16 protein-coding genes, 1 pseudogene and 1 riboswitch are annotated in these 21,471 nt (G+C 58.5%); of the genes and pseudogenes, 6 read left to right on the forward strand and 11 right to left on the reverse strand.

Features of this window, described 5'->3' with window-relative positions:
- The first annotated feature begins 62 nt into the window (after nt 1-62).
- On the forward strand, nt 63-1,376 hold the full coding sequence (gene aceA, locus ACTG1P_RS05330) for an isocitrate lyase (protein ID WP_005334111.1): 1,314 nt from the start codon (nt 63-65) through the stop codon (nt 1,374-1,376).
- Nucleotides 1,377-1,492: 116 nt separating this feature from the next.
- Here aceA and hda read toward each other — a convergent pair whose 3' ends face one another.
- The 3 genes from hda to upp form a co-directional block, all read right to left on the reverse strand.
- A complete protein-coding gene (hda, locus tag ACTG1P_RS05335) occupies nt 1,493-2,194 on the reverse strand; it encodes a DnaA inactivator Hda (RefSeq protein ID WP_440000684.1) in 702 nt (233 codons plus the stop codon).
- Between the two features lie 102 nt (nt 2,195-2,296).
- A complete protein-coding gene (locus tag ACTG1P_RS05340; RefSeq protein ID WP_440000685.1) occupies nt 2,297-3,316 on the reverse strand; it encodes a DUF2066 domain-containing protein in 1,020 nt (339 codons plus the stop codon).
- Nucleotides 3,317-3,466: 150 nt separating this feature from the next.
- A complete protein-coding gene (gene upp / locus ACTG1P_RS05345; protein ID WP_005334115.1) occupies nt 3,467-4,093 on the reverse strand; it encodes a uracil phosphoribosyltransferase in 627 nt (208 codons plus the stop codon).
- 176 nt (nt 4,094-4,269) lie between these two features.
- Here upp and purM point away from each other — a divergent pair, with 176 nt between their 5' ends.
- Both purM and purN read left to right on the forward strand, forming a co-directional pair.
- Nucleotides 4,270-5,307, forward strand: a complete 1,038-nt coding sequence (gene purM, locus ACTG1P_RS05350; protein WP_440000686.1) for a phosphoribosylformylglycinamidine cyclo-ligase — start codon at nt 4,270-4,272, stop codon at nt 5,305-5,307.
- A gap of 32 nt (nt 5,308-5,339) precedes the next feature.
- On the forward strand, nt 5,340-5,978 hold the full coding sequence (gene purN, locus ACTG1P_RS05355) for a phosphoribosylglycinamide formyltransferase (protein WP_440000687.1): 639 nt from the start codon (nt 5,340-5,342) through the stop codon (nt 5,976-5,978).
- A gap of 109 nt (nt 5,979-6,087) precedes the next feature.
- Here purN and ACTG1P_RS05360 read toward each other — a convergent pair whose 3' ends face one another.
- The 5 genes from ACTG1P_RS05360 to ACTG1P_RS05380 all read right to left on the reverse strand — a co-directional run bounded on the left by ACTG1P_RS05360 (nt 6,088) and on the right by ACTG1P_RS05380 (nt 12,040).
- Nucleotides 6,088-6,849 carry a Nif3-like dinuclear metal center hexameric protein gene (locus ACTG1P_RS05360; protein ID WP_440000688.1) on the reverse strand — a complete coding sequence of 254 codons (762 nt, stop codon included), beginning with the start codon at nt 6,847-6,849 and terminating at the stop codon, nt 6,088-6,090.
- Nucleotides 6,850-6,990: 141 nt separating this feature from the next.
- Nucleotides 6,991-8,334, reverse strand: coding sequence for a sigma-54-dependent transcriptional regulator (locus ACTG1P_RS05365; RefSeq protein WP_440000689.1), 1,344 nt, complete (start codon nt 8,332-8,334; stop codon nt 6,991-6,993).
- Complete coding sequence (locus ACTG1P_RS05370; RefSeq protein ID WP_076492076.1) at nt 8,331-9,365, reverse strand: sensor histidine kinase; 1,035 nt, start codon at nt 9,363-9,365, stop codon at nt 8,331-8,333. The genes ACTG1P_RS05365 and ACTG1P_RS05370 overlap by 4 nt, the downstream gene beginning before the upstream one ends.
- Before the next feature lie 106 nt (nt 9,366-9,471).
- Nucleotides 9,472-10,893, reverse strand: coding sequence for a sigma-54 dependent transcriptional regulator (locus tag ACTG1P_RS05375; RefSeq protein ID WP_005350678.1), 1,422 nt, complete (start codon nt 10,891-10,893; stop codon nt 9,472-9,474).
- 268 nt (nt 10,894-11,161) lie between these two features.
- Entirely contained in the window at nt 11,162-12,040 is an 879-nt protein-coding gene (locus ACTG1P_RS05380) for a DUF2726 domain-containing protein (RefSeq protein WP_440000690.1), read from the reverse strand.
- A 196-nt stretch (nt 12,041-12,236) separates the two neighbouring features.
- Here ACTG1P_RS05380 and ACTG1P_RS05385 point away from each other — a divergent pair, with 196 nt between their 5' ends.
- The 3 genes and pseudogenes from ACTG1P_RS05385 to ppx all read left to right on the forward strand — a co-directional run bounded on the left by ACTG1P_RS05385 (nt 12,237) and on the right by ppx (nt 16,375).
- A complete protein-coding gene (locus ACTG1P_RS05385; protein WP_058058074.1) occupies nt 12,237-12,752 on the forward strand; it encodes a glycine cleavage system protein R in 516 nt (171 codons plus the stop codon).
- A 74-nt stretch (nt 12,753-12,826) separates the two neighbouring features.
- Nucleotides 12,827-14,895 (forward strand): annotated as a pseudogene (ppk1, locus tag ACTG1P_RS05390) (polyphosphate kinase 1).
- Complete coding sequence (gene ppx / locus ACTG1P_RS05395; protein ID WP_440000691.1) at nt 14,885-16,375, forward strand: exopolyphosphatase; 1,491 nt, start codon at nt 14,885-14,887, stop codon at nt 16,373-16,375. Before ppk1 ends, ppx begins: the two are co-directional and overlap by 11 nt.
- Nucleotides 16,376-16,435: 60 nt before the next feature.
- Here ppx and mgtE read toward each other — a convergent pair whose 3' ends face one another.
- From mgtE to ACTG1P_RS05410, 3 genes are all read right to left on the reverse strand, one after another.
- Nucleotides 16,436-17,779, reverse strand: coding sequence for a magnesium transporter (mgtE, locus tag ACTG1P_RS05400; protein ID WP_019446139.1), 1,344 nt, complete (start codon nt 17,777-17,779; stop codon nt 16,436-16,438).
- Nucleotides 17,780-17,901: 122 nt separating this feature from the next.
- A riboswitch (M-box (ykoK) riboswitch) is annotated at nt 17,902-18,071 on the reverse strand.
- 181 nt (nt 18,072-18,252) lie between these two features.
- Nucleotides 18,253-19,461: a flagellar hook-associated protein FlgL gene (flgL, locus tag ACTG1P_RS05405; protein ID WP_440000692.1), complete on the reverse strand. Its 1,209-nt coding sequence runs from the start codon at nt 19,459-19,461 to the stop codon at nt 18,253-18,255.
- A gap of 4 nt (nt 19,462-19,465) precedes the next feature.
- On the reverse strand, nt 19,466-21,469 hold the full coding sequence (locus ACTG1P_RS05410; RefSeq protein WP_440000693.1) for a FlgK family flagellar hook-associated protein: 2,004 nt from the start codon (nt 21,467-21,469) through the stop codon (nt 19,466-19,468).
- Between the last annotated feature and the right edge of the window lie 2 nt (nt 21,470-21,471).

Raw genomic sequence — 21,471 nt, forward strand, 5'->3', positions numbered from 1 at the left:
CCAGCGGGGCTCGCCAATAACAAGTCAATGGAAACGTGAAATCAATGAAAGAGGGAACTGATATGGCACTGACCCGTGAGCAACAGATCCAGGCTATCGAGAAAGACTGGGCGGAAAACCCCCGCTGGAAAGGGATCAAGCGCGGCTACAGCGCCGAAGATGTGGTGAACCTGCGCGGCAGCTTGCAGCCGGTGCACACCCTGGCCCAGCGTGGTGCCGACAAGCTGTGGGGTCTGATCCACGGCGACGCCAAGAAAGGCTATGTCAACTGCCTCGGCGCCCTGACCGGCGGTCAGGCGGTGCAACAGGCCAAAGCAGGGATCGAGGCGATCTACCTCTCCGGCTGGCAGGTGGCGGCGGACAACAACTTGTCCTCCACCATGTATCCGGATCAGTCCCTCTACCCGGCCAACTCGGTGCCGTCCGTGGTGGAGCGCATCAACAACTCCTTCGCCCGTGCCGACCAGATCCAGTGGGCCAACAAGGTAGGACCGCAGGATGAGGGCTTTATCGACTACTTCCTGCCCATCGTGGCGGATGCGGAAGCTGGCTTCGGCGGCGTGCTGAACGCCTTCGAACTGATGAAAGGGATGATTGAAGCAGGTGCCGCTGGCGTGCATTTCGAAGATCAGCTGGCATCAGTCAAGAAGTGCGGTCATATGGGCGGCAAGGTGTTGGTACCGACTCAGGAAGCGGTGCAGAAGCTGGTTGCTGCCCGTCTGGCAGCCGATGTGTGCGGCACCACCACCCTGGTGATCGCCCGTACCGACGCAAACGCCGCTGACCTGCTGACCACTGACGCTGACTCGTACGATGCAGACTTCCTGACTGGCGAACGCACTGCCGAAGGGTTCTACAAGGTGCGTGCCGGTATCGATCAGGCCATCGCTCGCGGTCTGGCTTACGCCCCCTACGCCGACATGGTGTGGTGTGAAACCGCCAAGCCGGATCTGGACGAAGCTCGTAAATTTGCCGAAGCAATCAAGGCCAAGTTCCCGGACCGCATCCTGGCCTACAACTGCTCCCCGAGCTTCAACTGGAAGAAGAATCTGGACGATGCCACCATCGCCCGCTTCCAGCAGGAGCTGTCCGACATGGGCTACAAGTACCAGTTCATCACCCTCGCGGGTATCCACAACATGTGGTTCCACATGTACGAACTGGCTTACCAGTACGCCCGTGGCGAAGGGATGAAGCACTACGTCGAGATGGTGCAGGAGCCGGAATTTGCCGCCGCCAGCCGTGGCTACACCTTCGTGGCCCACCAGCAGGAGGTCGGTACCGGTTACTTCGACAAGGTGACCACCGTCATTCAGGGCGGCCAATCCTCGGTCACCGCGCTGACCGGTTCGACCGAAGAAGATCAGTTCCACTGATAGGCAGAGCTGTCTTGAAATAGCAAAACCCCGGCCTGAAGCCGGGGTTTCTTTTTATCTGCCATTCAAACGAAAGTCAGGCCACAACCGCACACAGCCGCACACAGCCGAGAGGATCAGAGCTCGAGGATCTCTTTGACAAAGGGGATGGTGAGCTTGCGCTTGGCGCGAAATGAGGCGTTGTCGAGCTGATTGAGAGTGGTGAGCAGGGTGCGCATATCGCGCGAGAGACGGTTGAGCAGGAAGCGGCCCACATCGATGGGCAGTTTGAAGCCCCGCAGCTCGGCACGCAACTGCAGGGCACTGAGCTTGCCTTCATCATCCAGCTCTTCGAGATAGAAACTCACCCCCCAGTCGAGGCGCGAGGCGAGATCCGGCAGTTGCAGCCCCAGCTTGCGCGGCGCGCTGCAACCGGTGACGATCAGCGTCCCTTCCCCTTTCTCCTGCCAGCGATTGTAAAAATCAAACAGCGCCCGCTCCCAAACGGCATTGCCGGCGATGGCCTCAATGCTGTCGAGGCAGACCAGCGGCAGACTTTCGAGGGCATCGAGCATGCTGGGGTCGAGCTGTTCAAACTGATCGAGGGAGAGATAGGCCGCCGCTGCATCGCGGGCATTGACCTCGGCACAGGTGGCATGGAGCAGATGAGAGCGTCCGGATCCCTTGGCTCCCCAGAAATAGAGGAAAGGCGACCCCTGACCGATAGCCGCATTCTTGAGGGCGGTGATCAGATGAGCATTGGTGCCGGGATAAAAACTGACAAAGGTTTCATCATCCGGTAGTTGTACGGCTAAAGACAGTTGGGCCGGTTGCTTCACTCGTTGGGCTTTGACTGTGACATTTGTGGCTAAGTGTATCATCGCAAAGGCAGATAGAGAACCGCCCGGTCAAGCCGGGCGGTAGACAAAAGCCTTATAAAATCAGGGCTGCGACCATTGGTAACGCAAACCGCTGCCATTATCGTCAACCTTGTGCAGACGACTCTCGAGCTGCAGCGCCCGCACCAGTTCGGCCTGATCCCCTTGCAGGGTAAAGTTGAAGGTAACCTGATCCCCTTCCAGCTTGCCGATCGCCACCTTGCTGACGTTTGCCATCCCCTGCAGCATCTTCTGCACGGCGATCATGCTATCCACTTCGGAGAGGCCATCTACCACCAGGATCTGGCTGGTTGCCGGACCAGAAATGCGAGCACCGTAGTTTTTCACCAGCCAGGCCGCCAGGGTATCTGCAAACCCTTGCGCCACTTCGGCCTGAGTGCCGGTGCTATTGCCACGAGTCAGCTCGGTCACTTCACCGGCCGCTTTGGGGCCGTAGAGTCCCCAATCGATGCTCCACTTGTCACCTTCCGGAGTCAGCTTGCCCAACACCACCATCTCGGCGCCATAGCGCTGGCTTGCCTGCAAAATCGGGTCGGCAAAGCGTCCCCAGACGTCGGTGGCACTGACCGCCATGTTGTCATCGAGATCCATCAGCGGAATGCTGATGGGCAGCCCCAGCATCTGGGCCTGCTCACGCAAGGCTTGCGCCCAACCATCGCTGGATTGATCCGCCAGCAGGCGGCGCTCACCCTGATCCACCACCAGCCAGATTGCCATCTGGGGACGCGCAGGACCAAGCAGGGCAAACTGGCTCTCTGAGACCAGGCTGTTGACCTTGTCACTCTTGAATTCGGCTTTCAGATACTTGACCGAGTCCTGATCCTGATAGCCATAGCTTTTGACATAGTCGCCCGGTGCCGCCAGCGCCTTGACCACCACCGGCTGGGTGAGGATGTCGCGCTTGCCGGTCACCTTGATCAGCACCTGACCCAGTGCCTGCCCTTGAGCGGCCACCATGTCACCACTGGTCGGTGCCTTGCCCTGATAAAGGTCGGCCACTTGAGCGGCCGAGGCCATGAATGACAAGCCGCAGCAGAGGGCGGTCACAACACGTTTGAACATGAACAGAGTCTCGAAATGGGAGAGTGTGCTTATGGTAGCGGCAAGGCGCATCCTGCGGCAAGGCTGGCACATGTGGCCACAAACAGCAGAGCCGGCAATACGCCGGCTCCGATCACCCCTTCCACATGGGAAGCAGGTTAAAGCATTCAGTTACTTGGTACCGAAGATCTTGTCGCCTGCATCGCCCAGACCCGGCACGATGTAGCCTTTCTCGTTCAGCCCCTGGTCGACAGAAGCGCAATAGAGCTCTACGTCCGGGTGAGCGGCTTCCAGCGCCTTGATCCCTTCCGGCGCGGCAACCAGTACCAGCACCTTGATGGATTGGCAGCCTTTCTTCTTCAACAGATCGATGGTGGCGATCATGGAGCCGCCGGTGGCCAGCATCGGATCGATGACCAGCGCCAGACGCTCTTCGATGTTGCTGACGATCTTCTCGAAATAGGGAACCGGTTGCAGGGTCTCTTCATCGCGGTAGATACCGACCACGCTGACGCGGGCGCTCGGCATGTGCTCCAGCACGCCATCCATCATGCCAAGGCCGGCACGCAGGATGGGTACGACGGTTACCTTCTTGCCTTTGATCTGGTCAACTTCTACTGGCCCATTCCAGCCATCGATGATAACCTTCTCGGTTTCGAAGTCAGAGGTCGCTTCATAGGTCAACAAACTGCCCACTTCTTTGGCCAGTTCACGGAAACGCTTGGTGCTGATATCGCCTTCACGCATCAGACCGATCTTGTGTTTGACCAGGGGGTGTTTGACTTCAACGACTTTCATTATTATCTCCTCTAACCTGCCGCAAAAAAATCGCGGAATCATACAACAAAAGCCACCGCTTGTAGAGCATTTCCGCGCAAAAACGCGCAAACGATTTCCTTTCTGGTTTTTCACCGCCACTGTTAGAATACGCCCCGAATTTTACCCTCCACTTCTTTACATGACGGGGAATACTCGTGACTGACAAAACCTCACTGAGCTACAAGGATGCTGGCGTAGATATCGATGCCGGCAATGCACTGGTTGAACGTATCAAGGGCGTGTCAAAGCGCACTCGTCGTCCTGAAGTCCTTGGTGGTCTTGGCGGCTTTGGGGCCTTGTGTCAAATCCCTGCGGGCTACAAGGAGCCGGTACTGGTCTCCGGTACAGATGGTGTGGGCACCAAGCTGCGGCTGGCTATCGACCTGAAGAAGCACGACACCGTGGGCATCGATCTGGTGGCCATGTGCGTCAATGACCTGATCGTACAGGGCGCCGAGCCGCTGTTCTTCCTCGACTACTATGCCACCGGCAAGCTGGACGTGGACACCGCGGCCGCGGTCGTCACCGGGATCGGTGCCGGCTGCGAGCAGTCAGGCTGCGCCCTGGTGGGCGGCGAGACCGCCGAGATGCCGGGTATGTATGAAGGGGAAGACTACGACATCGCCGGTTTCTGCGTCGGTGTGGTGGAGAAGAGCGAAATCATCGACGGCAGCAAGGTTGGTGAAGGGGATGCCCTGATCGCCCTGGCCGCCAGCGGCCCCCACTCCAACGGCTTCTCGCTGGTACGCAAGATCCTGGAAGTCTCCAAGGCCGACGTGCAACAGCCGCTGGGTGACACCACCCTGGCCAACGCCCTGCTGGAGCCGACCCGTATCTACGTGAAACCCGTGCTCAAGCTCATCAAGGAGTGCGAGATCCACGCCCTGTCCCACATCACCGGTGGCGGCTTCTGGGAGAACATCCCGCGCGTGCTGCCCGCCAACACCCAGGCAGTGATCGACGAGCAGAGCTGGCAGTGGCCGGCAGTGTTCAGCTGGCTGCAGCAGGCTGGCAACGTCACCCGTCACGAGATGTATCGCACCTTCAACTGCGGTGTCGGCATGATCATCGCCCTGCCCGCCAACCAGCTGGAGAAGGCGCTGACCCTGCTCAAGGCGGAAGGCGAGAACGCATGGCACATCGGTCATATCGCCAAGGCAGCAGATGGTGAGGAGCAGGTCATCATTCAATGAATGACCGGATCAACAGCCAAATGACCGCCCCCATGAAGCGCATCCTGGTGCTGATCTCCGGCAACGGCAGCAATCTGCAGACCATCCTCGACGGCTGCGCCAGCGGCAAAATTTCTGGTGAAGTGGTCGGCGTCATCAGCAACAAGGCCGATGCCTATGGTCTGGTTCGCGCCAAAGAAGCAGGCGTGGCGACCTCCATTCTGGCCCAGCAGCAGTTTGCCAGCCGGGAAGAGTATGACGCCGCCCTACTGGCGCTGATGGCAGACTCTCAACCTGACTTGGTGGTGCTGGCGGGGTTTATGCGGATATTGAGCGGCAATCTGGTGCGCTACTTCGCTGGCAGGATGGTCAATATCCACCCCTCCCTGCTGCCCAAGTATCAGGGTTTGCACACCCACCAGCGCGCTATCGACGATGGGGAGCGCGAGCACGGCGCCAGCGTCCACTTCGTCACCGAAGAGCTGGACGGTGGCCCGGTGATCCTGCAGGCCCGTGTGCCCATCTTTGCAGGGGACACGGCGGACGAGGTGGCGGCACGGGTACAGGCGCAGGAGCACAGCATCTATCCGCTGGTGGTACGCTGGTTCTGCGAAGGCCGACTGCAGATGGTGGATGGCGCCGTGCAACTGGATGGCGCCCTGCAGGGCCCCGCCGGTTACGCCTGCGAGTAACCGCTAACAACTGCATATCAGATGCAACAAGGGAGGCGAGAGCCTCCCTTGTCATTTCTACCTATCCGCACGATGGCTGCGGTCACGTCGGATTACTCGGCTAGCGAACCTACACCGGATTGTCGATATCGATAAAGGTGACATCCAGGCCATGTATTGTGGCCAGCCACTCCCCCAGCGCCTTGATGCCATAACGCTCGGTGGCGTGATGGCCAGCGGCGTAGAAGTGCATCCCCATCTCGCGGGCGGTGTGAATAGTCTGCTCGGAGGCTTCGCCAGAGATAAAGGCATCGATGCCCTGCTCCGCCGCCAGATTGATGTAGCTCTGACCGCCGCCGGTGCACCAGGCCACGGAACGGATAAGCTCGGGGCCGCTGTCGCCACAATAGAGTGGTTCGCGGCCAAGGCGCTCGGCAATCAACTTGGCAAAGTCGGCGCCACTCATCGGCTCTTCCAGCTTGCCCACCATGGCGACGCTCTTGCTGTTCCATGGCTCCAGACCGCGGCGTACCTTGATGTCGAGCAGCTTGGCGAGCTGGGCGTTGTTACCCACCTCGGGATGGACATCCAGCGGCAAATGGTAGGCAAACAGGTTGATATCGTGGGTCAGCAGGGTCTTGAGACGACGCTGCTTCATGCCGGTGATCTGGGCCGGTTCAGCGCTCCAGAAGTAGCCGTGATGGACCAGAATGGCATCGGCCTCGGCAGCCACCGCCGCGTCGATAAGCGCCTGACTGGCAGTGACACCGGTCACTACCTTGCGAATGCGCTCACGCCCCTCCACTTGCAAGCCGTTGGGGCAGTAATCCTTGATAGCGTGCGGTTCGAGCAGATGGTTCAGTACGGTTTCGAGTTTTCGATGAGAGATCATAGGGGTCCCTTATTAAGGCTCGGTCCCCTGCTTTACCAATAAAAACAGGGCCCAGGCTCAAAGCGCCAAGGGCCCCATGATAATCGAGCCGGGCCATCAAGACCATGACAGCCCCCACACAGTGCGGTTTCCCTCCCGGCCTCAGGCTGGCAGATCGATCCCCGCCTCCCGCATCTGGGCCAGTTTGTAGCGCAGGGTGCGCGGGCTGATGCCGAGTCGGTCGGCCACCGCCTTGCGGCTGCCGTTACAATCTTGCAGGGTGTCGAGGATGATCTGGTGCTCCTGCTGCTTGAGTTCGCTGCCGAGGCGATCGCCGCCATAGCTGCGCTCCACGCTGACAAACTCCATCTCCTGCTCGTCCAGCTCTTCCAGAATAAGGTGGTCACAATCAATGACCCCATCGGGGCTGAGGATCAGGGCGCGCTGTACCACGTTGTCCAGCTCCCGCACATTGCCGGGCCAGGGGTGGGCCAGCAGTCGTTCCCGCGAGGCATCTGTCAGCTGTGGTGTCGGTAGCCCCTGCTGACTGGCATGAAGTGCCAGCAGGTGCTCCGCCAGCGGCAGAATGTCGCCGGACCGCTCACAGAGGGCAGACCAGCGCAGCGGAAAGACGTTGAGGCGATAGTAGAGATCTTCGCGGAACAGGCCATCCTGCACCGCTTTTTTCAAATCCCGGTTGCTGGTGGCGATGACCCGCACATCCAGCGGGATCATCTTGCGACTGCCGAGCCGCTCCACCTCTTTCTCCTGCAACACCCGCAGCAATTTAGCTTGCAGCCCCTGATCCATCTCGGTGATCTCGTCAAGCAGCAGGGTGCCCCCCTGCGCCTGCTCGAACTTGCCCGGGCACCCCTGTACCGCACCGGTGAAGGCGCCCTTCTCGTAGCCAAACAGGGTCGCCTCCAGCATGTTTTCCGGAATGGCGGCGCAGTTGATGGCGACAAAGGGCTGCTCGGCGCGGCTGGAGTTATCGTGAATGTAACGGGCCAGCACCTCTTTCCCCGTCCCGCTCGGGCCGGTCACCATCACGGTCGCTTCGCTTCTGGCCACCCGGGTCGCCAGCTGGAACAGCTCAGCAGTTTTGGGATCCCCGTAGACCACGGCGCGCTTCTCCACCTTCTGGGCGGGCACATAGCGGCTGACCTGATTAAGCAGCACCTCCGGCGAAAATGGCTTGGCCAGATAGTCGATGGCCCCTTCACGCATGGCGCGCACCGCGCCGTCGATGTTGGCGTAGGCGGTCATCAGCAGCACAGGTATCAGCGGATATTGCTGGCGGATGGTAGCCAGCAGGGTGAGGCCGTCCATCCCCCCCATCTGGATATCGGAGATCACCATGTCAAACGGCTGACGGGAGAGGGCCAGCAGAGCCCGCTCGCCGCTGTCCGCTTCACGGCACTCATAACCGCCGAGCAAAAGGGTATCCACCAGCGCTTCGCGCAGGCCATTGTCATCTTCAACTACCAGGATCCTGGCCTGTGTCATGCTACACCTCCAAGCTGCACCGGTTGCTGGTGCAGGGGGAACGACAGAGTAAAGCAGGTGCCTTCACCGGGAACCGAGGCCACACCGACCTCCCCCTGATGGGCACGCACTACAGATTGCACCACCGCCAGTCCGAGACCAGTGCCTTGGGAGCGAGTGGTAAAGAAGGGTTCGAATACCTGACCGAGCTGATGGGAAGGGATCCCCTTGCCATTATCGATGACCCGCATCTCCACCCGGGCACCGCTGCGCACCGCGCTGACCAAGAGTGACGTGGCCCCTGCCTGCTGGGCATTGGCAATCAGGTTGTTGATGGCTCCAGCCAACGCACTGCTGTTCGCCAGCAGACAGAGATCGGGCTCCGGTGCCTCCATGTGCAGCTCGCAGCCCTGTTGCTGACAGAAGGCCTCGGCTCCGGCCTGAACTTCGGCCAGCAACCCTTGTACCGAGATGGGGGTGACCACCTGATTGTCGCCATTTCGGGCAAACAGCAGGATGTCGTTGATCTGCTTCTCCAGATCCTGCAAACGGGCCATCAGCTTTTGCTGAAACTGAGAGCGGGATTCCGGTTTGAGGGTGCGGTTTGCTAGGTTTGCGGCATAGAGCATGGCAGCGGAGAGCGGCGTGCGGATCTGGTGGGCGAGCGAGGCCGCCATATTGCCGAGCGCCGACAGCCGCTTCATGTGGTTGATGCGGTCTTGCAGTTTACGGGTTTCGGTCAGGTCATTGATAAAAACCAGCTGGCCGGGCTGATCCGGCAGCGGTTGGGTCGATAGCTGCACCCGGCGCCCGTCACGCAGGGAGATCTCGTGGCCATCATCCTCCCGCGGCTCGAAGCAGCGGGCAATGATGTGGCGCCAGAGCTCCCCCTCCAGCGGCTCCCCCAGCAGGGAGATGGCCGCCGGATTCGCGCGGGTGACCACCCCTGCCCCGTCAAGTAGCAACACCCCGGTGGGGAGCGCCTTGAAAATGGCATAGAGCTGGCTCACTTCGTGGGACTGGAGTGGCATGTCCTGCTGCTGGATTGTCATAAACCTGACCTCAAACTGGCTATTGGGTCAGGCCATTCAATTTCCATGCCACTAAATTATATTAACTAAAACAATGGATTGCGTATTGGCGTCAAGGCTTTGACCCTCAGACGTCCTTGCTCATCCCGTACTTTTTCATCTTCTCCACCAGAGTGGTACGGCGCATGCCGAGCAGATCGGCAGCGCGGGCCACCACCCCGTCCTGAGACTCCAGCGCCTGACGGATCAGCTCCACTTCAAGGTCGGCCAGCATCTCTTTGAGGTTGACCCCCTCCTCCGGCAACTGCATGGTGCGGGCCGAGGCGAGGGAGTGATCCAGCTCGGGCGGATCCTGAAACACCGCCGCCAGCGCATCCCGTTCATCCATCTCGGTCAGCCGCTCATCCCGCGGCTCGCTCGGCAGCAGGCGATAACGGCTCGGCAGATCGGCCACATCGACGATCTGGTGCGGGTAGAGGATCAGCAGCCGCTCCAGCAGGTTGGAGAGCTCGCGTACGTTACCGGGCCAGGGGTACTGCATCAGCGACTCCAGCGCCCGCTGGGTCAACCGGATAAAGCCATGGTGCTGCTCGGCATGGCGGTTGAGCAGCTCCTGCAGCAGCAGCGGGATGTCATCGATGCGATCCCGCAGCGGCGGCGTCTCAATGGGGAAGACGTTGAGGCGGTAGTAGAGATCTTCACGAAAACCCTGAGTGCGGATCATCGCCTCCAGATCCCGGTGGGTCGCCGCTATGATGCGCACATCGGCCTGAATGGGCTTGCCGCCACCGACCCGGTCGAACAACCGCTCCTGCAACACCCGCAGCAGTTTGACCTGCATCGGCATCGGCATATCGCCGATCTCGTCGAGAAACAGGGTCCCCCCCTGCGCCAGCTCGAAGCGACCGCGACGGGCTGCGATGGCGCCGGTAAACGCCCCCTTCTCGTGGCCAAACAGTTCGCTCTCCAGCAATTCGGCCGGAATAGCGCCGCAGTTGATGGGCACGAAGGGGCCACTGCTGCGGGAAGAGAGCTCGTGGATAGCGCGAGCCACCACCTCTTTACCGGTACCAGACTCCCCGAGGATCAGCACGTTGGCATCGGTCTCGGCTACCTGGCTGATGAGCCGACGCACCTCCTGGATCCCCTTCCCTTTACCCACCAGCAAACGCAGCAGGGCCTGCCCCTTGTCATGGGTCTGCTGACGGGGATGCAAGGATACAAAGGCCTGACAGAAGTGCAGATGACGGGTGAGGGATTCATAGGTAAAGGGCGAGAGCGCGACCCCGATAAAGTTGCTGTTGGGCAGATCGGCCTCAACCAGCGAGAGGAAGGGGGTACGGGGGAAAGCAGCCAGCAGCTCTGACAAGGGACGGTCGGTCAGCTCACCCACCAGCACCCCTTGCAGCGGACCGGAGGATTCGATGGCCACATCCAGATCGCTTTGTGCCACCTCCTGCCACGGGATCCCCATAAACGAGAGCACGGTTCCCAACTGTTGGCGCCGCTGCGCATCGGCATCAACAATCAACACGCCCATCTCCACCATATCCATTCCTCGCGATGTCCTGAACTAACTTATTGTTTTATTTAATGATAAAACAGCTACTGACTGTTTTTTGCAGGCACACAAAGTGCCAAAATTCCGACACATTGTCAAAAATTGTCGTATTCAGGCTAAGTGTATCGACAGAAACGGGAGATTAGATAAATTTTGCCGAGGAATTATCTGCATGCAGCGCCGTTAACAAACGCCGCCAATAGCGGAAAGAAAACTGCCCTCGTCAGAGGGCAGCATGGGACACGGTGACGCGCATTCAGTGGCGGTTATGGTGGTGCGGCGCCGCGTAACGACACTCGGGAAAACGGCTGCAAGCCAGAAAGAGTCGACCGGCGTGGGGGCCTTTTTTCGCCTCCCGCTCCACCAGCGGCGCATCGCAGCGGGGGCAGTGGTGTACCTCGTGCTCTTCATCATCTTCTACATCGGCGAACAAGCCATCGACCAGCTCCCCCTCACTCTGTGGCGCCTCCATCACCCCCTTGGGCTGGATGGCGGGCTCGTGGAGCGACGCAGGCGAGATCGCCTCGGCATGGGCAGTACGGCCACGCATCCCGGCACCGACATCCACACCGTCCAGCAGCAGAGGGTTGAACGTCGGCTCGCGGCGCGCCCCGTGCGGCAAATCGTCGATCAATGGTTCGCTGGTTTTGACCAGCAGCGGCAGGATCTGTTCGCGCAGCTCTTCCACCAGATAGCTGGCACTTGCTGGGATCTGCAGCAACGGCAGACCGGCGCTGTCGCAGGCGGTTTTCAGAAAAAGGTCGCGCGCCTTGCGCTTCTGGTGACGATGGGAGCTGTCATCGAGTTCGATGGCGCAGATAAAGGAGAGATCCGCGGGGTGGCAAAGCAGATAGTCGAAATGCTTGGCACTGATCTTGTTGAAGTGCTGCTGCCATTTGCTCTTGCCGATCCCGGCTTGCGGCGTCAGCACATCGGCCACCCGCACCTTGGCAAAGACCCGGGCCTTGTCACCCACCGCCAGATCCAGCACCCCAAGGAACGATCGTTCGGCAGGACTGAACAGGGTCTCCTGCACATCATAGGGCAGGCGCTTTTGCTGTCTGCCTCTGCTCCAGAAGATCGCCAGCACAAGCAGCGCCAGCAACAACAATCCCGATAGGACAAGGGTATTCATGAGAGCACGATCCAGTTCACGACACGAAAGGGGAATCACTTTACCACAGCCGCCACGGAGCAAGGCAGCAGACCCGTGTATGGAAAGTGAAAAGTCCCGTCTTTTTATCTATTTGTCAGCAGGCGGGGGTTCATATGACCTGCCCCAGCAGGCACAATAGGGATAGAGCAAGAAATCCCATTTCAAGGAGAGCAGGATGCAAAAGCAATTGGTGGTCACCGTGATCGGTGCAGACAAACCCGGGATCGTCGAGAGTCTGGCAGCTGTCATCAGCCGCGAGCAGGGCAACTGGCTGGGCAGCGCCATGAGCGAACTGGCGGGACAGTTTGCCGGTATCCTCCATGTCTCTGTCCCCGATGAGCACTATCGCAGCCTGTGCGAAGCACTGGCCCTGCTACCGGGTCTGACCATCAGCTTTGCCGAAGGGACACCGACCGCCGAGCCAGCCAATCAAGTCATGATGACGGTGACCGGCAACGACCGCCCCGGTATCGTCCACGAAGTTGCCAGCATCCTGCGCCAGCTCGAGATCAACGTGGCCGATCTCACCACCGGCTGTGAACCGGCCCCCCACTCCGGCGCCCCGCTCTTCTATGCCCATGCGCTGGTTGCCCTGCCCGACGGGCTCGCGATGGATACGCTTATCACCGCGCTGGAATCCCTCTCCGACGATCTGGTGGTCGACATCGACGAAGCGTTCAGCGAGCAGTAACAATCCTGTCATTTATTTGTCATATATTAACGCCATAACTGCCGCGCAGACGCGACCTGAAACAGAGGCACAAGATGAGCACCGACAAGCAGTATGAAGAGAAAGAGCTGAGCTGGCTCTCATTCAATGAACGGGTGTTGCAAGAGGCAATGGACAAGACGGTGCCCCTCATCGAGCGGGTTCGTTTTCTGGGGATCTTCTCCTCCAACCAGGATGAGTTCTTCAAGGTACGGGTATCGGACGTCAAGCGTCGCATCCTCATCAATGAAGTACATGGTGGCGACGATGAAGCGAAAGTGCTGCTGCGCGCCATCCAGCAAAAAGTGATGGCGCTCGGTGAAGCGTTCGACAACACCTATAAAGAGCTGTTGATTGCGCTCGCTCGCCACAACATCTTCCTGGTCAACGAGAACCAGCTCTCCGATGCCATTCAGAAGTGGCTGCGGGTCTTCTTCAAGGAGAAGGTGCTGCGTCACATCATCCCGATCCTGCTCAACAAAGAGGTCAATCCGGTCAAATTCCTCAAGGATGAGTACACCTATCTGGCCATCGAGATGAAGAAGAACGGTCAGGTGATCCAGTACGCCCTGGTGGAAGTGCCGACCGACGACCTGCCCCGCTTCTTCCAGCTGCCGCCGGAAGGGACCCGCCGCAAGAAGCAGATCATCATTCTGGATAACGTCATCCGCTTCTGCCTCGACGAGATCTTCAAAGGCTTCTTCGACTACGACGAGATTGCCGCCTATGCGGTGAAGCTGACCCGGGATGCCGAATATGATCTCTCCGACCAGCTGGACTTGAGCCTGGTGGACAAGATGAGTGACGGCTTGAAGCAGCGCCTCACCGCCATGCCGGTGCGCTTCGTCTAGAGCGGGAGATGCCCGCTGCCATGATCAGCTTCCTCAAGCTCAAGCTGCAGATCAGCTCCTACGACGCCATCATGCCGGGCGGGCGTTACCACAACTTCAAGGATTTCATCGGCTTCCCCAACGTAGGCCGTGACTATCTGGAAAACCCCAAGCTGCCAGCCCTCGATTGCCGCGATTTTGACGGCTTCGTCAACGCCTTCGATGCGATTACCAAGCAGGACATACTGCTCTACTACCCTTACCACAAGTTCCACCACTTCACCGAACTGGTGCGCCAGGCGGCGTTCGATCCGGCGGTGAGCGCCATTCGCATCAATATCTACCGGGTCGCCAAGAAGTCGCGGATCATCCACTCCCTCATCGATGCCGCCAACAACGGCAAGAAGGTGACCGTGGTGGTCGAGCTGCGCGCCCGTTTCGACGAAGCGGCCAACATCGACTGGGCCAATATCCTTACCGATGCCGGGGTCAAGGTGGTGTTCGGGGTGCCGAGCCTCAAGATCCACTCCAAGCTCTGCCTCATCACCCGCCACGAAAATGGCGAGGCGGTGCGCTACGCCCATATCGGCACCGGGAACTTCAACGAGAAGACCGCCAAGATCTACACCGACTTCTCGCTGCTCACCCGCAATCCAGATATCACCGCCGAAGTGGAAGGGGTGTTTGAATACATCGAGTACCCCTATAAACGATACAAATTCAACCACCTGCTGGTCTCCCCCATCAACAGCCGCCGTCAGCTCTATCGTCTCATCGACAACGAGCTCTCCAACGCCAAGGCGGGCCAGCCGAGCGGTATCATCCTCAAGATCAACAATCTGGTGGACAAGGATCTCATCAACCGTCTCTATGCCGCCGGGCAGGCCGGGGTGCCGATCCAGATGATCATCCGTGGCATGTGCGCCCTGCGCCCGGGCGTACCGGGCCTCAGTGACAACATCAAGGTGATCAGCATCATAGACCGCTTCCTCGAGCACCCGCGGGTGATGGTGTTCCACAACAAGGGCAACCCCCAGCTCTATATCTCCAGCGCCGACTGGATGAGCCGCAATATCGACGGCCGGATCGAGGTAGGCACCCCCATTTATGATGAGCGGCTCAAGCAGCGCATCATGGACATTCTCGAACTACAACTGAGTGATACCTGCAAGGCGCGGGTCATTGATGCCGACCAGCAGAACGAATATGTGAAGCGGGGCAACCGCCGCAAGATCCGCTCTCAGGTGGCGATTTACGACTATCTCAAACGTATCGAGTCAAACAATGGACAATAGTCTCTATGCCGCCGTTGATCTCGGCTCCAACAGTTTTCATATGGTGATCGCCCATCTGAGCGAAGGGCGTTTTCGCATCGTCGATCGCATCAAGGAGCGGGTGCGGCTGGCGGAAGGGATGGATGAGCAAAAGCGAATGAGCCCGGAGGCGATGGAACGCGGCCTCGCCTGTCTGTCGCTGTTTGCCGAGCGCCTCACCAACATCAAACCGGATCAGATCCGCATCGCAGGTACCTATACCCTGCGCCGTGCCAGCAACGCGCGCGAATTTGTGAGTGAAGCAGCCCAGGTGCTCAACCACCCCATCGAGATCATCAGCGGGCAAGAAGAAGCACGGCTCATCTATCAGGGGGTTGCCCATACCCAGCATATCGAGGGCCAGGTACTGGTCATCGATATCGGCGGCGGCAGCACCGAGCTCATCATCGGTGAAGGGTTTGAACACAAGGCCCTCACCAGCCGCAAGATGGGCTGCGTCAGCTTTACCCAGAGCTTCTTTGCCAGCGGCAAGCTGAGCGACAAGCACTTCACCAATGCCGTGCTGGAGGCGCAGCACCAGCTCGCCCCCATCGTCAACCAGTACCGCAAGCTGGGCTGGCAGAGCTGTCTTGGCAGCTCAGGTTCCATTCGTACGGTACGGGATGTACTGCAGGGTGAAGGGCTGACTGACGGCAGCATTACGCTGGAGGGGCTAGAGCGGCTCAAGGCGCTGATGATTGAGCGCAAGCGAGTCGATAACCTCAAGCTGACAGGGCTTACCGAGGAGCGCCAGGAGGTGTTTGCCGCCGCGGTCGCCATCCTGCTCGGGCTGTTTACCTCGCTACCCATCGAGCGGCTCGACTACTCCGATGGTGCCCTGCGCGAAGGGTTGCTGTATGAGTTCGAGGAGCGCTTGCAGCACCACGATATTCGCGAACGGACGGCACAAGCGCTCGGTACCCACTACCGGATGGACCGCAAACAAGCCGCCCGGGTGGAGCAGAGCGTGCTGACCCTGTTCGATGCCTTGCAAGAGCCCTGGCAGATGGAGATAGAACCCTATCGTGCCATCCTCGGCTGGGCGGCGCGGCTGCACGAAATTGGCCTTGCCATCAACTACAGCGGCATTCACCGCCACTCCGCCTATATCCTGCAACACACCGACCTGCCCGGCTTCAACCAGGACGATCAGGCCCTGCTGGCAGCGTTGGTACGCTTTCAGCGCAAGGGGCTCAAGCTCTCCGAGCTGCCGCCCCTCCCCAACCACGACATGCAGACGGTGCTGCGCTGCATCCGCATACTGCGCCTCGCAGTCGCCGCTCACCACAAGCGGCAGGACAACCTGCTGCCTGAGTGGAAAGTCGCGGTACAAGGGGATCAGCTGGTCGTGACCCTGCCGATCGACTGGTGCGAGGAGAACCGTCTCCTGATGCAGAATCTGGAGAAGGAGCACCGTTATTGCCAGGAGCAGGGCTGGCCACTGTTGTTCCAGCTAGGCTAAACCGGAAAGATAAATGCAAAAGGCAGCCCAATGGCTGCCTTTTGCATATCAATCTACCCGTTACTGCAACTCGGGCAACAACCACTTGGCCATCTCGAAGTAGATGATAAGGCCGGTTCCATCCACCAGCGTCGCGATGAATGGCGCAGAGACCACCGCCGGATCGATGCGAAAACGACGCAGCACCATGGGAATAATCGATGCGACCGTGGCACTCCACAGCACAATAGCGATGATGGTAAAGGTCACCACCATGCCAATCTGGGGACCGACGCCGAGACTCCATGCCCGCACCCAGGCCGCCATGGCAATGGCACCCGAGATGAGCAGACCGGTGGAGAGCTCCTTTTTCAGCACGGTGCCGAGATTGCGCAGGCTCACCTCCCCGACCGCCATGGCACGTACTATGGTGGTGGTGATCTGGGTACCGCTGTTACCGCCAGTACCGATCAGGAGCGGAATGAAGAAGGCCAGCGCGATAGCCGCTTCCAGCTGCTCCTCGAATGCCCGCAGAACAGTGCCGGTGTAAGCTTCCGCCACAAACAGGATAAGCAGCCAGCCCACCCGTTTGCGCCACAGCTGCCAGGGCGTCGCCTGCAAGTAAGGGGTATCGAGCGGTGATGAGCCACCCTGCATCTCGGCATCCTCGGTGGATTCGAGCTCCAGAATATCCGCAGCATCATCGACGTGGAAAATTCCGACCAATCGTCCTTGATCCTCGACCGGCAATACCGACAGGTCGCGGTCGATGAGCAGGCGCGCTGCCAACTCCTGATCCGCCCGGGCGTTGATCCGCACCGTCTCCCGATCCATCAGGGTCGCGACGCTGGCCAGCGGGTCGGCGATCAGCAAGGTCTTGAGGGAGAGGCTCCCTTGCAGACGACCATCCCCGTTGACCACATAGATATGGCGAAACAGCTGGGCATTGTCCCAGGCATCGTGGATCAGCTGTTTGGCGTGGCCGACCGTGTCCTCCTCCCGCACCGCCAGATATTCGTGGCGCATGTTGGCCCCCACCGACTCGGTGGGCCAATCCAACAGGGAGTAATACATGGCCTGCGCCTGGGTCGGGAAGCGAGCCAGCAACATGGTGCGATCCTGACGACCCAGTTTGCGCAAGATAGCCACCATTTCACGGCGGGGAATGGCCTCCTGCAACACGCTGACGATGCTGCCATGGAGCCGCTGCAACAGGCGCCCGGCACTCTCGGCAGAGAGTGAACCAAGCAGTTCGGCACCTTGCGGAATTGGCAGGGTATCAAAGATGCAGTTGAGCTCTTCCGGACGCAGGGTCAGCAGTTGATCGGCGCGCTGAACCGGATCCAGATTATGTTCCAGCCAACCCTGCAGGGCGGCCAGATCGAGCAGTTGGTGACGGTTAAGAATGGTATGTGTTTTCTTCATCACAGATATCCTCATGTGATTTCAGGCGAGCCTGAATGCTTCCGGAAATAGCCGGAGGCAACGACAAGAAAACAGCAATTTGATTGACGAGTAATAGGCAGGAAATGACGCCGTTCGGCGTGTCATCATCCCCACGTACCAGCTTTAGCACTGTATAACGTATCCGGCATGCCGGAAGCCACTTGGGTTTACACCTTAATCCGATGAAAACTGTCCTGATCTTGGGCGTCTCTGGACGTCGTGAGATCAGTGGCCTGTGTTTATACAGGAGCCTCGCCTAACGAGATGCTGCAAATAATTCGCACAACCCTCTGTTGTGCGGGCGGCATGATTATCCAATCCCGCAGAGAGGTCAACCCCGCAACCACCATTAAATGGGCAACGGCAACAGCTTGTTACAATTGGCAGGAGATGACACGGAACCAATTTTCATAGTCTGGACAAAAAAAGGCCCCAAAGGGGCCCTTCTCTAATTAGCGAATATAGTCAAATAGCGTCAGACGGCTTATTTTGCTGAAAGAGAGTTGCGAGGCACTCAATGCCGCATCCTCTTTTGACAGCGCGGAAATCACTTCATAGAGGTCCGCTTCTGACACCTTGGCTCTCGCCTCGGCGTTGAGGGTACTCAATCCCTCATTGGAGCCCATGGCCTGTTCCAGACTGTTCATCCGGCCGCCCAACTCACCCAACCCATGATCGATATTCAGGCGGGCATTTTTCATATGAACGGTGGCATCGGCTATTTTCTGCTCGAAGGCTTCGGCAGAAATAGCCGGATCTCGCAGAGCCGTAATAAAATCCGACATACCATTCAATATGTTGTCATTCTTCGGTGGATTAAGATCAAACTGCTGAGCCGCACCACCTGCAGGCAAATCAAGGGTCAACTCCAGACCATTAAAGGGGATCTTGGTACCAGCAGTGTAGTTACCCGTTTGCAACGTATTGCCACCGCTATCCTTGATATCGTAGGTATCAGGTGGGCCTATGGTGGTTGATACTGTATAGGTATTGCTGGGCAGTGCCGAGTTATAATTGGACTTATAAAAAGTATCAAAGTTACCCTGATCGCCGACCCCGACCTTGATATTTGCTGTGGTTGCACTGGCGGTTCTTCTGGTCGCCACGATTTCAAACAGATCCTGCCCGGAATCATTGGCAGCAATTTGTACTGTGGGTGAGACCTGAATATTTCGCTGACCAGGGTCACCCTGATAAATATATTTTCCGTTGACGTCTTTGATATATGGCTGGGTCTTGCTCTGATTGCCACCGAATATAAATTCACCCGAGGAGTTTTTGCTATTCATCAGGTCAAACATCTGCTGCTGCAACCCTTCCAGCTCGCTGGCGATGGCCTTGCGATCATCGTCACTGATAGAGCCGTTATTTGACTTCTGGATCAGGGTTTGGGCACTGAGCATTGCCGTATTAAGAGAATCCAATACTGTCTCTTCATGCCCCAGGCTGTTTTCCAGCAAGCTGCCATTGACACTGTATTGCTTGAACAGGTCAATCTCCTTGGTCAGTGCCATCTTCTGGCTCATCCCTGCGGGATCTTCTCCAGCAGTCTGGAATTTATTGCCGGTTTGCAGCTGTTGATAGGCAGTATTCAACCGCTCGTTGGCGCTGTTGAGGGAATAGATATTCCGGTCGTAGATCATGTTGGTGGTGATGCGCATGACGTTACCTCACGGAAGAGAGCAGTGTATCGAAAATGGTTTTGGCCGTGCTGACGATTTGCGCCGATGCCGCATAGGATTGCTGGAAGCGGATCAGATTGGCCGCCTCCTCCTCCAGATTGACCCCTGACACGCTTTCAAAGATGCCGGTGCTCTGGATAAGCTTGGACTCATTGGCCTTGAGCAGCGTTTTTGCCTGACTGGTATTGTTACCCACTTCCATCACCAACCCGGAATAGGCCTGATTGAAGGTCATCTTGTCGTTGGTCGTCCCGCCATTGGTGCTCTTGCGCACCAGATCCTTGTTTTGCAGCTCGGCCAGAACCAAGCCATTGCTGTTATCGGCAAAGCCATTGCTGTTGTAACTGAGCTTGAAGCTGTCACCGGCATCCACCATGCCGGTGATGCTGAACTCGTAGCCGGGGGCCTGTTTCGGGTTGGCATAGACTGCGGCTCCGGCGGGGAAAGGGTTGACGATCGCAGACATCAGGTTTTGCCCTTTGCTGCTCGCAGGGGCAGTACCAATCAGGGTAGCGCCATCGGCTTGAAACACCTGATAGTTACCGTTGGCGTCAATCTTGACAACCTGAGGCGCTGTCGGGCTCAGACTATTGGTACCAAAACCTGACCCTGCACCTGTATTGAATACGCCACCCAGTTTGATATCTGCCCCGCCGCCATTATTAGTTGTCTTTTCCGCTTTAAGCGGAGAGGCCAGGGCCAAATCTTCCGGTCGGGTGATCTGCTGACCCAGACCGGCCGCCGCACTTTTGGTCGGTTGCAGCAACAGTTTGTCACCCGCAGCCGGCGTACCGGTGAGATCGATCGAGATCCCGTGTCCGAGCAGCTCAAAGGTCGCTGGCGGCATGGTCCCCGTGCTGACAGAGGTACGATTGCCAGACTTGTCGAGCGAGAACACCTCATAACCGGTAGCGCTGCTAAATTGCACTTCGTAATCAAACGGGGTCACTGATGTCCCCTTGCCCGGCACGAAGCTGACATTCGCCCCGACCGTCCCCGTGTTATTGCCGTAGGGTAAGCCCTTGCTGGTAGGCAGGGTGAAGATATCGCCGCCAATCTCGTTATCCAGATCCATCCCGAGGCGGTTCTGCTGGTTCATCGCATCGGCCATCGCCACGGCCAGCTGCCCCAGTTCGCGCTTGGTAGGCTCAAGGTCGGTACGCGCCTTGAACAGCCCCCCCATGGCGCCACCAAACGTATCGTGGTCGATGGTTGCCTTGTTCGCCCCCAGGGTAAGTTGCAGCTCCTGATCCCGGGAGTCAGGATCTCCTGCAATCACCTTGAACTGGGCGACGCCCCCATCGAGGATCAGCGAATGGCCGGTGCTCATATTGACCAGCATGCTGCCGTTGGGTTGGGCTACGGTGCGAATATCCATCTTCTCGGACAGCTGGCGGATCGCCTCATCCCGCTGATCAAACAGCATCAGGTTCTCTTCGGGTGACCCCTGGGTGCGGATGATGGCCTGATTAAGATCATTGATGCTGGTGAGTAGGCTGTTAACCTGCTTGGTTTCATCTTCAATGCGGGTGTTGAGGGTATCGCTCTGCTTGTCGAGCTGCGCCGAGAGGGTATGAAAACGGTTGACCATGCCACTCAACTCCGTCATCACCACCTTGCGCCCACCGATCTCGGCAGGCGATTCATTGGCAGAGTGAAATGACTTGAAGTAGGAGGTGATGGCCGCCCCCACGCTGTTGCTGGTATCCCCAAGCAAGCTGTCAACGCCAGCAAGCTGTTCATAATGGGTCAGGGAGGCATGATAGGCAGAGGTATCACGGCGCACCTCCCCCTGCATATAGTCGTTGATTACCCGCTCGGTCTTGATGTCACCGGTCCCCAGACCGATGGTATTGGTATACACCAGCGTACGCTCACGCACATAGCCCTGGCTATTGACGTTAACTATGTTGTTACTGGTGGTCTGCAGCAGGCGTTGCTGTGCCAGCACGCCCGATGAACCAATCCCAAGCAGGTCGCTTGCCATAC

The organism is Aeromonas sp. 11P (genome assembly GCF_051920165.1).
Taxonomy (GTDB): domain Bacteria; phylum Pseudomonadota; class Gammaproteobacteria; order Enterobacterales; family Aeromonadaceae; genus Aeromonas; species Aeromonas veronii.